The sequence below is a fragment of the Enterobacter cloacae complex sp. 302F9 genome (assembly GCF_050030335.1).
Lineage (GTDB): Bacteria > Pseudomonadota > Gammaproteobacteria > Enterobacterales > Enterobacteriaceae > Enterobacter > Enterobacter hormaechei_C.
In genome coordinates this window covers 3,103,018-3,117,799 of sequence record NZ_JBLGUC010000001.1, presented here as the reverse complement: position 1 = coordinate 3,117,799, position 14,782 = coordinate 3,103,018, and the positions used below count along the sequence as shown (strand labels likewise).

Here is a 14,782-nt window from a genome sequence, read left to right as displayed (position 1 = left end):
ATTCGCCTCTCCTGCGTATGTCTGTCGAAGTAAGTGTAGCAGTCAATTCATAATTAGCATGAATACATGAAATTAAATCATTGTCTTGGGGAATAAATTTCCGGATATGAAAATGTATAACAATATGCGGATTGCCACGCGTTACTAAAAAACGGAACGTTAGTAAGCGTAAGTTGCGCCTTTATTTTTTTGAGTTCATGGCGTAATGAAACGTTCTCTTACTTTATCTCTGAGTGCTCCTCTTGTTTTTATGCTGGCCGCCTGCGCGCCGGAACATGCCACGGTGTCTCCAGTAAAAACGCAAGCCGCCGCCGCAGCTGTAAATACCCAACTGCGTCATGCCGACTGGCCAAAAAGCGAATGGTGGAAAGACTTTAACGACCCCCAGCTCAACGCGCTGATCGACAAAGCGCTGGCGGATGCGCCGGATATGCAAATTGCCCGTCAGCGTATTACCCTGGCGGAAGCACAGGCGAAAGCCGCTGTCGCTGCTGAGGGTCCACAGCTGGATTTTTCCGCAGATGTTGAACGGCAAAAAATGTCGGCAGAGGGGCTGATGGGTCCATTTGCGCTGACCGATCCGGCGGCGGGGACAACCGGCCCCTGGTACACCAACGGCACCTTTGGTCTGACGGCGGGTTGGGATTTGGATTTATGGGGTAAAAACCGCGCCCAAATTGAGGCCCGCATCGGTCAGGTGAATGCGCAAAAAGCGGAGCTGGAGCAGACCCGCCAGCTGCTCGCCAGCAGCGTCGCGCGGCTGTACTGGGACTGGCAGACCGAGGCCGCGGTGGGTGACGTACTCGCGCAAATCAAACGGGAGCAGGAAAATATCATCGGTGCCGATCGTGAGCTTTATCAGCACGGCATTACCTCCTCGGTGGAAGGCGTTGAAACGGATATTAATGCCAGCAAAACCGATGAGCAGCTCGCTGACGTGCACGGCAAAATGAAGGTCATTGAGGCGCGTCTGAATGCGTTGACCCATACCCCTTCAGTCACGCTCGCCCGGCATGCCTTACCTGATGCAGAGGCGTCGCTGCCGTCAACGCTCGGTTATGAACTGCTGGCTCGGCGCCCGGATTTGCAGGAGGCGCACTGGTATATCGAAGCATCCATGAGCGAAGTGGATGCCGCCAGAGCCGCGTTCTACCCTGACATCAATTTGATGGCATTCTTGCAGCAGGATGCATTGCACCTGAGTGACCTGTTCCGCTCATCTGCGCAGCAAATGGGCGTAACCGCCGGGCTGACGCTGCCAATTTTTGACAGCGGTCGGTTGAATGCGAACCTGGATATCGCCCAGGCGCAAAACAACCTCTCCGTGGCGAACTACAACAAGGCCGTGGTAGATGCCGTAAACCAGGTTGCCCGGACGGCCAGCGAAGTGGAAACGCTGACCGCCAAAAATCAGCACCAGCAGCAGATCGAAAAAGATGCGGCGCGCGTCGTTGCGCTGGCACAGGCGCGTTTCAGCGCCGGGATCATTGCCGGCTCCCGAGTGAGTGAAGCAAAAATTCCGGCGCTCAAAGAGCGTATTACCGGGTTCATGCTGAAAGGTCAGTACGTGGATGCCACGCTCCAGCTCACCTCCGCGCTGGGTGGCGGATATCATCACGGCTAACATTGCGCATTATCTATACTTACCTCTTTGCAGATTATCAGGAGGTGAATATGACGCGAGTCGCAATTGTTACCGCATCGGATTCAGGAATTGGCAAAACGACGGCCCTGATGCTGGCCGAACGCGGGTTTGATGTCGGAGTAACCTGGCATTCAGATGAGAAAGGGGCGCTGGCAACCTGCCGTGAAATTGAAGCGCGCGGGCAGCGTGCCGAGGCCATTCATCTCGACTTAAGCAATTTGCCGGAAGGCGCAAAGGCCATTGAAACCCTGATTACGCGTTTCGGGCGGCTGGATGTGCTGGTTAACAATGCCGGGGCGATGAATAAAGCGCCATTTCTGGACCTGTCGTTTGACGACTGGCGGCACATATTCACCGTTGACGTGGACGGCGCGTTTCTCTGCTCGCAAATCGCGGCGCGTCAGATGGTGAAGCAGGGGGAAGGGGGGCGGATCGTGAATATCACCTCGGTGCATGAACATACGCCATTGCCGGACGCCAGCGCCTATACGGCGGCCAAACATGCGCTGGGCGGGTTAACAAAGTCGATGGCGCTGGAGTTGGTTAAACATAAGATTCTGGTGAACGCCGTTGCGCCCGGAGCGATCGCCACGCCGATGAATGATATGGACGACAGCGAAGTGAAAGAAGGCGCAATGCCGGAAATCCCGCTGGCACGGCCAGGGCATACCAAAGAAATTGCCAGCCTGGTGGCGTGGCTGTGTGACAGCGACGCCAGCTACACCACCGGGCAGTCGTTTATCGTCGACGGCGGTTTTATGCTGGCGAATCCGCAGTTTAAGCCTGCGGAATAAGCATTCCCCTCACCCCCAAGGGGAGAGGGTGTATAGCGTTTGGGGAGAGGGGTAGGGTGAGGGGCAGCAGGCCGAACTCACTCTTCATCCCGCCGCTTTTCGCGATGCTTGAGCCACAGCCGTACCACAATCACCACTGCAACAACCAGGATCAACCAGGCCCAGTGTTTAAGATGCTGATCGAGATTATGCAGCCACGGACCTATTACTTCGCCACCCACGTAGCCAAGCGTGGTGAAAATCAGCGCCCAGGCAATCGCCCCGAGAATGTTCAGCGGCAGGAAGATTTTCGGCGGTAAGCGGCTCGCGCCAATCAGTATTGGCCCGATGATGCGAAAGCCGTACATAAAGCGGGTACCAATCACAAACAGCCAGGGACGTCGCTGGATAAGCCGCTGAGCACGGCGAATTTTCTTTTGATGCTTAGCAAAACGTTGCAAAAGCGTTGGGCCAAAGCGCAGCCCCAGAAAGTAGAGCAGCTGATCGCCAATCATACCGCCCAACGCGACGGCGGCGACCACCAGCGAGAATTTCAGCAATCCCTGATGTGCGGCCACCCCGCCCAGCAGCGTGATGGTTTCGCCTTCCGCGACGCTGCCGATCACCAGCGCGGCGTATCCATATTGTTCAATAAGACCGTTGATATCCATTACGTAAACGTCATCTCCCTTACTGTGCCTGCGTTAATCATATACCCCATCCATCAACCGCGCGGCAATCAACGGAAATTTCCCACTGTACATAAAATAATCTAAAGCCTGCATTATACTTAAGCTATCGCTGACGGGCCGACAACAAGGGGGCGTTATGAACCATGTCTGGGGACTTTTCTCCCATCCCGATCGTGAAATGCAGGTGATCCGTAACGAGAACGAAACGGTCGCGCATCACTATACCCACCATGTCCTGCTGATGGCAGCGGTGCCGGTGGTCTGCGCGTTTATTGGTACTACGCAGATAGGCTGGAACTTTGGTGACGGCACCGTGGTTCAGCTTTCCTGGTTTACCGGACTGTACCTGGCCATTCTGTTTTATGGCCTGATGCTGGCCGGGGTGGCGGTGATGGGGCGGGTCATCCACTGGATGGCGCGCAACTATCCGCAGCGCCCGTCGCTGGCACACTGTATGGTCTTCGCCGGATACGTCGCGACCCCGCTGTTTTTAAGCGGTATTGTCGCGCTCTATCCACTGGTCTGGCTGTGCGCGCTGATCGGTACGGTTGCCCTCTTTTACACCGGTTATCTGCTGTATGTAGGGGTGCCAACCTTCCTCAATATCAATAAAGAAGAGGGCCTGAGCTTCTCCAGCTCTACGCTTGCCATCGGCGTACTGGTCCTTGAGGCGCTACTGGCCCTGACAGTTATTCTTTGGGGTTATGGATACCGTCTCTTTTAAGTTCCCTGCATTGCTGGCGTAAATGCCAGCAATGCAGCATCTGGTTATGATTCTCCGCTGGCGACAACGCACGGTGACCGCTATGATGCCGAAGCCAGCCTGTGTTTATCCGTTGACACAGGCGGTGTACGTCATAACGTGCGTGAATCATTATCAGAAGTCTCATCATGCTGAAATTACGAGTGTCACTCCTTAGTCTTGCGCTGCTGCTGGGCGTCTCCGCTACCGCGCCAGCCATCGCCAAAACGACCGCAGTCGCCACCACTGCTGCGCAACCCCAGATTGCGTCCGGCAGCGCGATGATCGTTGACCTGAATACCAACAAGGTGATCTACGCCAGTCATCCGGATCTGGTGCGCCCGATCGCTTCCATAACCAAAGTCATGACCGCGATGGTGGTGCTTGATGCACGACTGCCGCTGGACGAAAAGCTGAAGGTGGATATCAGCCACACGCCAGAGATGAAAGGGATCTACTCTCGCGTGCGTCTGAACAGTGAAATCAGCCGTAAAAATATGCTGCTGCTGGCGCTGATGTCCTCTGAGAACCGCGCGGCGGCAAGCCTTGCCCACCATTATCCTGGTGGTTACGACGCGTTTATCCGCGCGATGAACGCCAAAGCCAAAGCGCTGGGGATGAAAAATACCCATTTCGTAGAGCCAACCGGTCTGTCGATTCATAACGTCTCGACGGCGCGTGATTTAACCAAGCTGCTGATCGCCAGTAAGCAATACCCGCTGATCGGTCAGCTCAGTACCACGCGTGAGGAGATGGCGACATTCTCGAACCCGGCGTATACGCTGCCGTTCCGCAACACTAACCATCTGGTGTATCGCGATAACTGGAATATTCAGTTAACCAAGACCGGATTCACTAATGCGGCAGGGCACTGCCTGGTGATGCGCACCGTGTTTAACGGTAAGCCAGTGGCGCTGGTGGTGATGGATGCCTTCGGCAAATATACCCACTTTGCGGACGCCAGCCGCCTGCGCACCTGGATTGAAACCGGGAAAGTGCAGCCGGTGCCGGCTTCAGCGCTGGCGTATAAAAAGCAGAAAGCGGAACAGATGGCGACGGCGCAGAACGACTGAGCCGCCTGTCTGTGCCGGGTGGCGGCTTCGCCTTACCCGGCCTACGGCCCAAAAGCGGCCCCGATACGTAGGCCAAGCGAAGCGCCACCGGGCGAAAGCGCCTACTCCGGCAGCGTCCAGTCACCATCGTTGAGTGGACGCTGCATGATCAACGTATCCCGCCAGTCGCCCTTCTTATACCCCACGCTGCGCAGTTGACCGACAACCTCGAAGCCATGTTTTTTATGCAGCCGTAACGATCCCGCATTATTGTTTCCGTCACCAACCACGGCAATCATCTGCCGCCAGGGTCCTTGTTCACAACGGGCGATCAGTGCCTGGAGTAAGGCCGAGCCAAACCCGCGCCCGGTAGTGCTGGCATCCACATAGATGGATTCCTCAAGGGTGTACCGGTAGGCCTGGCGTGGACGATAAAACGTGGCGTAGCAGTAGCCGACAACAATGCCGCGATACAGCGCAACCAGCCACGGTAAACCGCTGTCGGTCACGCTCTTCATCCGCTGACGCATCTCATCGACGGTGGGAGGAACTTCCTCGAAGGACGCACGGCCATGAAGCACATGCCAGGCGTATATCGCCGAGATGGCATGCGCATCGTCAGGAAGGGCGTCGCGCACCTCGATTTCAGTTTCGGGGAAAATTTCTACAGCCGACATGTTCTGCCCGCTCCTTGTTTGGAAAGCCAGAGAAACGTTTCTCTGGCAACAGGCAGATACTCTAGTACGTTTGAGGAGGGCTTAACAATCTCTTAAATTTGGCTATAAGAGTTCATCAGAGGCTTGCGTATTGTGTTCCTCTGTTTCGGCACTCTCTTTCCAGTATTTCTTCCGCGTTGTCTTACCAATGCCCGGGTTCATACTGTTTGTAGGGTCATTTTTGCGATAAAAATGTTTAAGCGTCTCCGGCGCTTTGTACAGGTGTCCTACGTTGTGCTCGGCAGGATATTGCGCGCCACGCTCGTGCAGCAGCGCCAGCATCTGTTCTTTCAGCGCGTGTGCATCAACCCCTTTTTTGACGATGTAATCCTGATGGAAGACATAGCACATAAAGTGGCCGTAATAGAGCTTATGCACCAGCTTGCTGTCGATCTCCGGCGGCAGATGTTCAAACCACTCGGTATCGTTGCGACGCAGGGCGATATCCAGTGCCAGAATATCCTCCACCTCTTCGGAATGCACCGCCTGATAACGGATGGCAGCACCCGCCGCGGCGAAGCGGTGCAGGAAGGCTTTGCTGCCTTCTTCCGGCGTACAGGCAAAGAAATCCCCGTCGGCGGTTTTGAAGAATTCGGTGAGCCAGCTCTGCGCTTCGGCAATTCCGTCCCCGGCCATTTTCAGCAGCAGATGGTGCTCATACTTGTCGCGCCAGGTCTTCATCCGCTCCGGTAAATGCGCCGGGAAGACGTTACCCAGCTTCTGCATAAAGCGGTCGGTGAAGTGCGGTTTGAACAACGATACTTTCTCCAGCATCGCGTCGGTGCGGCCCTTCATAGTGAAGAAGAACGGCATTTTGTCGGTGCCGAGCTTGTCGATCATCAGGAAGGTATCTTTGCCGTAGCGCTCTGCGATGTCGTAAATGTCCCGGTGCATATACTCGCCTGCCACCGGCAGGTGAGTGAACTCGGCCAGAATATGACGACGGATCTCCGTCAGCACCTCCGGCTGATTGGTGCCGATGTAAAACACCTGCTGCTTTTTCTCTGCCGGGAAGGTATCGAGGCGCACCGCAAAAACGGCCAGCTTGCCCGCGCAGCCGGAGGATTCAAACAGGCGATCCGGATCGGCGTTATAGCGCGCCGGCGTATCGGCATTGATATCGCGCACGCGGGTGATGTAATCGTGGTCATGCGCGTGACGGCCATCGTGCTGAACGTCTTCGTCCTTCACGCGGTCATCGTCAAGTTTGCTGAGGATCTGTTCAGGCGTTACGCCCAGATCGATCCCCAGATGGTTAACCAGCGTCAGCTTGCCGTTTTCATCGATACGGGCGAACAGCGACATTTCCGTGTAAGCCGGGCCGCGCTGCACCAGCGAGCCGCCGGAGTTATTGCAGATCCCGCCGATCACCGAGGCGCCAATGCACGATGAGCCGATCACCGAGTGCGGTTCGCGTCCCAGCGGCTTAAGCGCTTTTTCCAGCGAGTAAAGCGTGGTGCCGGGGAAGGCGAGCACCTGTTCGCCCTTGTCCAGCAGGTGCAGTTTGTCGAGGCGCAGGGTGCTGATAATCACGATGTCACGATCGTAATCGTTGCCGTTCGGCGTGGAGCCTTCGGTCAGGCCGGTATTCGCAGCCTGCATTAAAATAATCTTGTCTGCCGCAACGCAGGCGCTGAGCACGCGCCACAGTTCGAGCAACGTACCGGGAAAGACTACCGCCAGCGCGTCGCCCTGGCCGGAGCGAAAGCCCTTCCGATAGCGGGCGGTTTTGGCCGGGTCGGTAAGCAGGTGAGAGTGACCAACCAGGCGAGACAGTTCGTTAATAAATGTAGTGTTATCGTCAGTTCGAACAGAAGACATCTTCCACTCCTTGTGGTGGGGCAAATTTCTCGCTGTAAAGCATAGCGCGATTAGCCGTTGAGCGGTCGGGTATTCATGAGAAAAATCAGAGAATAACCCTGCAAGGTTTTCAGGCTTTATGGCACACTGCGCTTTTCGCACGGTCTGACCGGGTGCTTCCCGCGGTTATTGATGAGAGAGAATAACAACATGAAATGGCTATGTTCTGTAGGTGTCGCCGTCAGCCTGGCGCTGCAACCTGCGCTGGCAGAGGATTTGTTTGGTAATCACCCGCTCACGCCCGAAGCCCGCGACGCCTTTGTCACGGATTTACTCAAAAAGATGACGGTCGATGAGAAAATCGGCCAGCTGCGCCTGATCAGCGTCGGTCCGGATAACCCGAAAGAAGCCATTCGCGAGATGATCAAAGACGGGCAGGTAGGGGCCATTTTTAACACCGTTACCCGCCAGGATATCCGCAAGATGCAGGATCAGGTGATGGAGCTGAGCCGCCTGAAAATTCCACTGTTCTTCGCTTATGACGTGGTGCACGGCCAGCGTACCGTCTTCCCGATTAGCCTCGGCTTAGCCTCCTCTTTTAATCTTGATGCGGTGAAAACCGTCGGGCGCGTTTCGGCATATGAAGCCGCAGACGACGGCCTGAATATGACCTGGGCGCCGATGGTTGACGTCTCCCGCGATCCGCGCTGGGGCCGCGCTTCGGAGGGCTTCGGTGAAGACACGTATTTAACCGCCACGATGGGCAAAACCATGGTGGAAGCGATGCAGGGCAAAAGCCCGGCAGATCGTTACTCGGTGATGACCAGCGTCAAGCACTTCGCCGCCTATGGCGCGGTGGAGGGCGGTAAAGAGTACAACACCGTCGACATGAGCCCACAGCGCCTGTTTAACGACTACATGCCGCCATACAAGGCAGGGCTGGACGCGGGGAGCGGCGCGGTGATGGTAGCGCTGAACTCTCTCAACGGCACGCCTGCCACCTCCGATTCGTGGCTGCTGAAAGACGTGTTGCGCGACCAGTGGGGCTTTAAGGGCATTACCGTCTCTGACCACGGCGCGATTAAAGAGCTGATTAAACACGGCACGGCGTCCGATCCGGAAGACGCGGTACGCGTGGCGCTCAAGTCCGGCATCAACATGAGCATGAGCGACGAGTACTACAGCAAATACCTGCCGGGGCTGGTGAAGAGCGGAAAAGTGACGATGGCAGAGCTGGACGACGCCGCTCGCCACGTGCTGAACGTGAAATATGACATGGGGCTGTTTAACGATCCTTACAGCCATCTGGGGCCGAAGGATTCAGACCCGGCGGACACCAACGCCGAAAGCCGTCTGCACCGTAAAGAAGCCCGGGAAGTAGCGCGCGAAAGCCTGGTGCTGCTGAAAAACCGTCTCGACACGCTGCCGCTGAAAAAATCCGGCACCATTGCCGTGGTCGGTCCGCTGGCCGACAGCAAGCGTGACGTCATGGGCAGCTGGTCCGCCGCAGGCGTGGCGGATCAGTCCGTTACCGTGCTGACCGGCATTAAGAGCGCCGTGGGTGATAATGCAAAAGTGGTTTACGCCAAAGGCGCGAACGTCACCAACGATAAAGACATCGTGACCTTCCTCAACCAGTATGAGGAAGCGGTGAAGGTGGATCCGCGCACGCCGAAAGAGATGATCGACGAAGCGGTGAACGCCGCGAAGCAGTCCGACGTGGTGGTCGCGGTGGTGGGTGAAGCGCAGGGGATGGCGCACGAAGCCTCCAGCCGGACCGACATCACTATCCCGCAAAGCCAGCGTGATCTGATCGCGGCCCTGAAAGCCACCGGCAAGCCGCTGGTGCTGGTGCTGATGAACGGGCGTCCGCTGGCGCTGGTGAAAGAAGATCAGCAGGCTGACGCCATTCTGGAAACCTGGTTCGCCGGTACCGAAGGCGGTAATGCCATTGCCGACGTGCTGTTTGGCGATTACAACCCGTCCGGCAAGCTGCCGATGTCCTTCCCGCGCTCCGTCGGGCAGATCCCGGTTTACTACAGCCACCTGAACACCGGTCGCCCGTACAACGCCGACAAGCCGAACAAGTACACGTCCCGTTACTTCGACGAAGCTAACGGCCCGCTCTATCCGTTTGGCTATGGCCTGAGCTACACCACCTTCAAGGTGTCTGACGTCAAAATGTCGGCGCCGACCCTGAAGCGTGACGGCAAAGTGACCGCCAGCGTGGAGGTGACCAACAGCGGCAAACGCGAAGGCGCGACGGTGATCCAGATGTACGTTCAGGACGTCACGGCCTCCATGAGCCGTCCGGTGAAACAGCTGCGCGGCTTCGAGAAGGTCAACCTGAAACCGGGCGAAACCAGAACGGTCAGCTTCCCGATTGACGTGAATGCGCTGAAGTTCTGGAATCAGCAGATGAAATACGATGCCGAGCCTGGCAAATTCAACGTCTTCATCGGCGTGGATTCCGCCCGCGTGAACAAAGCCGAATTCGAACTGCAATAATCTTACCTTCCTCCCCATCCCCCGTCTGGCGGGGGATGCCTCTCATCTTGTACGAAAAACGGTTAAATTCGCTGTTTTAAGCTACGCTTTTGTCTCAAGCCTATGAAAAAGGCCACAAAATAATGAGGAAAGCAGAATGACGATTATTAAGGGGATAACAGGATCGGCGGTGCTTCTGGCGGCGCTAAGCCTGCCGCTACAGGCCGCAGAGCCGGTTAAGGTGGGTTCCAAAATTGATACCGAGGGCGCGTTGCTCGGCAATATCATTTTGCAGGTACTCGAAAGCCACGGCGTGAAAACGGTCAATAAAGTACAGCTTGGCACCACACCTGTCGTACGCGGTGCCATCACGTCCGGCGAGCTGGATATCTACCCGGAATACACCGGCAACGGGGCATTCTTCTTCAAGGATGAAAACGATCCGGCCTGGAAAAATGCCAAAGCCGGGTACGAAAAAGTCAAAAAGCTGGACGCGGAAAAAAATAAGCTGGTCTGGCTTACGCCGGCACCGGCCAACAACACCTGGACCATCGCGGTGCGTAAAGATATTGCCGAGAAAGGCAAGCTCACCTCGCTTGACGATCTCAGCCGCTACCTGAAAGAGAAGGGCGAGTTTAAGCTCGCGGCCTCGGCAGAGTTTATCGAGCGCGCTGATGCCCTGCCAGCGTTTGAAAAAGCCTATGATTTCAAGCTCGATCAGGCACAGCTGCTCTCGCTGGCGGGCGGCGACACGGCGGTGACCATTAAGGCGGCGGCACAGCAAACCTCCGGCGTCAACGCGGCGATGGCCTACGGCACCGACGGCCCGGTCGCGGCGCTTGGTCTGCAAACCCTGACCGACCCGAAAGGCGTTCAGCCAATTTACGCCCCAACCCCGGTCGTGCGCGAGGCGGTGCTGAAAGCCTACCCGGATATTGCGGAATGGCTCAAACCGGTGTTTGAAAAACTGGATGCGAAAACGCTGCAACAGCTGAATGCCAGCATTGCCGTTGAGGGGCTGGATGCCAAAAAGGTGGCTGCCGACTTCCTGAAACAACAAGGGCTTGTGAAGTAACGGGACAAGGCTGTGCCAATAAAATGTCATAACCGCGTCCTGCTGCTGTTGGCCTGTGTGGCCATTGCAGCGGTCGCGTTACCCTTTGTAAATGTCGCGCCAAACCGTCTGGTGTCGGGCGAACCGCGCGCGCTCTGGCAGATCTGGTCATTTACGCCGCTACTGCTGGGCGCGGCGCTGGCGAGTACTGTAGCCTTAGCCTTCTGGCCAGGGCGAGCCGCCCTTTGGCTGACGCTTCTGCTCAGCGAAGCACTGTTTATCGTGCTGTTCTGGAGCGCGGGACAGGCAGCAACGCAGATGGCCTCGGTTGAAAGCCCGCTGGCGCGCACGTCGATTGGCAGCGGGCTGTGGCTGTGGCTGGCACTTTGTCTGCTGGTCTGTAGCGATGCCATTCGCCGTCTCACGCCGCTACCCGTCTGGCGCTGGCTGCTGAACGCGCAATTCTGGGTTATCCCTCTGCTGATCCTCTTCAGCGGCGATCTGAATCAACTCTCGCTGTTAAAAGAGTACGCCAACCGCCAGGAGGTGTTTGACAACGCGCTGGCGCAACATCTGACGATCCTGTTCGGGACGCTGATCCCGGCGCTGCTGCTGGGCGTGCCGCTGGGCATCGGGTGCTACCGGCATCCCAGCCGCCAGGGCGCCGTCTTTACCGTGCTCAACGTTATTCAGACCATCCCCTCCGTTGCCCTGTTTGGCCTGTTGATTGCCCCCCTGGCCGGTCTGGTGAAATCCTTCCCTGCGTTGGCCGCGGCAGGCATTGCCGGAACCGGGCTGACGCCTGCCCTTATCGCCCTTGTGCTGTATGCGCTGCTGCCGCTGGTGCGCGGCGTGGTGGCGGGGTTAAGCCAGGTTCCGCCTGACGTGCTGGAAAGCGCCCATGCGATGGGGATGAGTGCGCGCCAGTGTTTCTGGAAAATACAGCTGCCGCTTGCGCTTCCGCTGCTGGTTCGCAGCCTGCGGGTGGTGACGGTGCAAACCGTGGGGATGGCGGTGATTGCCGCGCTGATCGGGGCGGGCGGCTTTGGGGCACTGGTGTTCCAGGGGCTGCTGAGCAGCGCGCTGGATCTGGTGCTGCTGGGCGTTGTGCCCACGATTGCGCTGGCGGTCGTACTGGATGCATTGTTTGCCCTGTGGCTCGCGCTGCTCAGGAGAAGAGCCAATGATTGAATTTCATGATGTGAGTAAAACCTTTGCGGGCCGTCCGGCGGCAAGCCACCTCAATCTGCATTTTGCCGAGGGGGCGTTCTCGGTATTGATCGGGACGTCGGGGTCGGGAAAATCGACGACGCTGAAGATGATCAACCGGCTGGTGGAACATGACAGCGGGACGATTCGCTTTGCCGGAGAGGAGATCCGCAGCCTGCCGGTGCTGGAACTGCGGCGGCGTATGGGCTACGCCATTCAGTCCATCGGCCTGTTTCCCCACTGGACGGTGGCCCAGAACATTGCCACCGTGCTACAGCTGGAAAAATGGTCCCGGGGGAAGATCAATGAGCGTGTCGACGAGCTGATGGCGCTGCTGGGCCTGGACGCGTCGCTTCGCGACCGCTATCCGCACCAGCTTTCCGGCGGACAGCAGCAGCGGGTCGGGGTGGCGCGCGCGCTGGCCGCTAACCCGCAGGTGCTGCTGATGGATGAGCCCTTCGGCGCGCTGGATCCGGTCACCCGCGGCGCACTTCAGGCGGAGATGAGTCGCATCCACCGTATTCTAGGGCGCACCATCGTGCTGGTGACGCATGATATCGACGAAGCGCTGCGGCTGGCCGATCGTCTGATACTGATGGATCACGGCGAAGTCGTCCAGCAGGGTACGCCGCTTGAGCTGTTAACCTCGCCGGCGAATGATTTTGTGCGTGAATTTTTTGGCCGCAGCGAGCTGGGCGTCAGGCTGCTCTCGCTACGCACCGTCAGGGACTATCTGCGTCCGCAGGATGCGCAAATCGGTGGTGAACCGCTGCACGATGGGATGAGCCTGCGCGATGCCCTGTCGGCGTTTGTCGCCCGGCAGTGCGAGGTGTTACCCGTTGCGGACGGGCAGGGGACGCCATGTGGGACGATCCATTTTCGCGATCTGCTGGCGGGGGAGGTGACGCGTGAAGTGGGTCCGTGATCCGTTACTCTGGCTGACAGGGCTGTTTATCGCCTTACTCTACCTGATGCCGCACAGCGCGGCGCTGTTTAATGCGCTTATCCCCGGGCTGCCGCGCCCAGTATACCAGCAGGAGAGCTTTGTTAATCTCACCCTGGCGCACTTCTGGCTGGTGGCGGTGTCAAGCGTGATTGCCATCGTGCTGGGCACAGGCGCCGGGATTGCGGTGACGAGACCCGCGGGCAGGGAGTTTCGTCCGCTGGTGGAGACCATCGCCGCAACGGGGCAGACCTTCCCGCCGGTGGCCGTGCTGGCGATTGCCGTGCCGGCGATCGGTTTTGGGCAGGAGCCTGCCATCATTGCGCTGATTTTGTACGGCGTGTTGCCCATTCTGCAAGGGACGCTGGCGGGGATTGCGGCGGTGCCTGCATCGGTGCTGAGCGTAGCGGAAGGGATGGGGATGAGCGCCTGGCAGCGGCTGGTGAAGGTCGAACTGCCGCTGGCCGCACCGGTGATTATCGCCGGCGTGCGAACGTCCGTGATTATCAACATTGGTACGGCAACCATCGCCTCGACGGTCGGAGCCAATACGCTGGGAACGCCGATCATTATCGGGTTAAGCGGGTTTAATACGGCTTACATTATTCAGGGGGCGGTTCTGGTTGCGCTGGCGGCTATTGTGGTGGATCGCCTGTTTGAACGCCTGGCCGGATACCTCAGCCAACACCGCCGCGAACAATAAATGAATAACCTGCAAGCATAACGCCACCGATACCGCTGATGGCCATCAGTGCAAAGAGGGTAATTACGGCCAGTTTCGTTGCCTTCATCATGTGCTCCTGTTGTTAACGGAACAATTATACGGTGAAGCGCAGCTGTTAATGAACCATTAAATGCCGTTACGACGCATTTGGCCCCAGCGAGTAAACGGGATAACCATGTTCGCGCCATTCCGTCAGGAGCTGCTGCTGGGAAGCGGAGGGGACTTCGCCGCACCAGACCAGCAGCGTCTGTCCCTCAAACAGTTCCGGCCTGAGCTGGGCCAGGGAGTGGGCAAGCACGTCAACGCGCCAGCCCTGCTGGGTGGCAATCCAGGCTTCGAGCCACAGCCGGGTGGTATCGTGTACGTTCCAGCCGATCACCAGCGCATCTTTGCTGTTTTTATTCCGCGCTGAGGCAAGACAGACGGAAATATAGTTAATCAGCACGCCATCAAGCATGCTGAGCAGTGCCTGTAAGGTGGTTTGCTGACACTGAAGCCGACGCCGTAGGGGAATAAAAAGATGGGTGATCAGGGTTTGCGCCGGGTAGTCTCGACCCTGTTCTTTGATCCAGCCGCGCAGACGCTGCAAATTGCCACTCTGCAACAGCCTCAGCAGCGTTTCCTGCTGCTCGCGCCAGAGAAGCTGCGTATCTGGATCGTCCTGGCTCAGAAGCGATTTTACCTTGCCGACCTGTACGCCATTGTCGATCCAGCTTTTGATCTCGCGGATCCGGTCAATATCCGCATCGTTAAACAGGCGGTGCCCGCCGTCCGTTCTTTGCGGCTTAAGCAATCCATACCGTCGCTGCCACGCCCGTAGCGTAACGGGATTGATATCACACAGGAGTGCCACTTCACCTATTGTGTAAAGCGCCATTTTCGCCCCCAGGCTTGCGCGTCCCCAGCTTAACTGTAGACCCACTTTGCGGAACCAGGAAGATTTGA

The 14,782-nt window shown here is 57.5% G+C and carries 14 protein-coding genes; 9 read left to right on the top strand and 5 right to left on the bottom strand.

Going from position 1 to position 14,782, the window contains the following annotated elements; translation table 11 throughout:
- Positions 1 to 205: 205 nt before the first annotated feature.
- Both mdtQ and ACQG0T_RS15090 read left to right on the top strand, forming a co-directional pair.
- Positions 206 to 1,624 carry a multidrug resistance outer membrane protein MdtQ gene (gene mdtQ / locus ACQG0T_RS15095; RefSeq protein ID WP_026080616.1) on the top strand — a complete coding sequence of 473 codons (1,419 nt, stop codon included), beginning with the start codon at positions 206 to 208 and terminating at the stop codon, positions 1,622 to 1,624.
- A 50-nt stretch (positions 1,625 to 1,674) separates the two neighbouring features.
- Positions 1,675 to 2,439 carry an SDR family oxidoreductase gene (locus tag ACQG0T_RS15090; protein WP_023295053.1) on the top strand — a complete coding sequence of 255 codons (765 nt, stop codon included), beginning with the start codon at positions 1,675 to 1,677 and terminating at the stop codon, positions 2,437 to 2,439.
- 77 nt (positions 2,440 to 2,516) lie between these two features.
- Here ACQG0T_RS15090 and ACQG0T_RS15085 read toward each other — a convergent pair whose 3' ends face one another.
- The gene (locus tag ACQG0T_RS15085; RefSeq protein WP_015572327.1) at positions 2,517 to 3,089 is read right to left on the bottom strand and encodes a DedA family protein; all 573 of its coding nucleotides are present in this window, start codon (positions 3,087 to 3,089) and stop codon (positions 2,517 to 2,519) included.
- 157 nt (positions 3,090 to 3,246) lie between these two features.
- Here ACQG0T_RS15085 and ACQG0T_RS15080 point away from each other — a divergent pair, with 157 nt between their 5' ends.
- Together ACQG0T_RS15080 and pbpG are read left to right on the top strand one after the other, a co-directional pair.
- Positions 3,247 to 3,834 carry a Yip1 family protein gene (locus ACQG0T_RS15080; RefSeq protein WP_003859296.1) on the top strand — a complete coding sequence of 196 codons (588 nt, stop codon included), beginning with the start codon at positions 3,247 to 3,249 and terminating at the stop codon, positions 3,832 to 3,834.
- 167 nt (positions 3,835 to 4,001) lie between these two features.
- Positions 4,002 to 4,925, top strand: coding sequence for a D-alanyl-D-alanine endopeptidase (gene pbpG / locus ACQG0T_RS15075; RefSeq protein ID WP_271040358.1), 924 nt, complete (start codon positions 4,002 to 4,004; stop codon positions 4,923 to 4,925).
- Between the two features lie 101 nt (positions 4,926 to 5,026).
- Here the strand turns inward: pbpG and ACQG0T_RS15070 are convergent, their stop codons facing one another.
- Both ACQG0T_RS15070 and dld read right to left on the bottom strand, forming a co-directional pair.
- The gene (locus tag ACQG0T_RS15070; RefSeq protein WP_017383377.1) at positions 5,027 to 5,581 is read right to left on the bottom strand and encodes a GNAT family N-acetyltransferase; all 555 of its coding nucleotides are present in this window, start codon (positions 5,579 to 5,581) and stop codon (positions 5,027 to 5,029) included.
- Positions 5,582 to 5,683: 102 nt separating this feature from the next.
- Entirely contained in the window at positions 5,684 to 7,441 is a 1,758-nt protein-coding gene (gene dld, locus ACQG0T_RS15065) for a D-lactate dehydrogenase (protein ID WP_032103259.1), read from the bottom strand.
- Between the two features lie 189 nt (positions 7,442 to 7,630).
- Between dld and bglX the strand changes: the two genes are divergently transcribed.
- The 5 genes from bglX to ACQG0T_RS15040 all read left to right on the top strand — a co-directional run bounded on the left by bglX (position 7,631) and on the right by ACQG0T_RS15040 (position 13,816).
- Positions 7,631 to 9,928 (top strand): beta-glucosidase BglX, encoded by a 2,298-nt coding sequence (gene bglX / locus ACQG0T_RS15060; RefSeq protein WP_023304110.1) that lies wholly within the window; start codon positions 7,631 to 7,633, stop codon positions 9,926 to 9,928.
- 136 nt (positions 9,929 to 10,064) lie between these two features.
- Positions 10,065 to 10,982, top strand: a complete 918-nt coding sequence (gene osmF, locus ACQG0T_RS15055; RefSeq protein ID WP_023304109.1) for a glycine betaine ABC transporter substrate-binding protein OsmF — start codon at positions 10,065 to 10,067, stop codon at positions 10,980 to 10,982.
- Between the two features lie 12 nt (positions 10,983 to 10,994).
- Positions 10,995 to 12,152 carry an ABC transporter permease gene (locus ACQG0T_RS15050; RefSeq protein ID WP_017383374.1) on the top strand — a complete coding sequence of 386 codons (1,158 nt, stop codon included), beginning with the start codon at positions 10,995 to 10,997 and terminating at the stop codon, positions 12,150 to 12,152.
- Entirely contained in the window at positions 12,145 to 13,095 is a 951-nt protein-coding gene (locus tag ACQG0T_RS15045) for an ABC transporter ATP-binding protein (protein WP_015572334.1), read from the top strand. The genes ACQG0T_RS15050 and ACQG0T_RS15045 overlap by 8 nt, the downstream gene beginning before the upstream one ends.
- Complete coding sequence (locus ACQG0T_RS15040) at positions 13,079 to 13,816, top strand: ABC transporter permease (RefSeq protein ID WP_017383373.1); 738 nt, start codon at positions 13,079 to 13,081, stop codon at positions 13,814 to 13,816. The genes ACQG0T_RS15045 and ACQG0T_RS15040 overlap by 17 nt, the downstream gene beginning before the upstream one ends.
- On the opposite strand, the gene ACQG0T_RS15035 is transcribed toward ACQG0T_RS15040, so the two are convergent.
- Together ACQG0T_RS15035 and mlrA are read right to left on the bottom strand one after the other, a co-directional pair.
- Positions 13,791 to 13,904, bottom strand: a complete 114-nt coding sequence (locus ACQG0T_RS15035) for a protein YohO (RefSeq protein WP_017383372.1) — start codon at positions 13,902 to 13,904, stop codon at positions 13,791 to 13,793. The genes ACQG0T_RS15040 and ACQG0T_RS15035 overlap by 26 nt on opposite strands.
- Before the next feature lie 69 nt (positions 13,905 to 13,973).
- Positions 13,974 to 14,714 carry an HTH-type transcriptional regulator MlrA gene (mlrA, locus tag ACQG0T_RS15030; protein ID WP_017693055.1) on the bottom strand — a complete coding sequence of 247 codons (741 nt, stop codon included), beginning with the start codon at positions 14,712 to 14,714 and terminating at the stop codon, positions 13,974 to 13,976.
- Positions 14,715 to 14,782 lie beyond the last annotated feature (68 nt).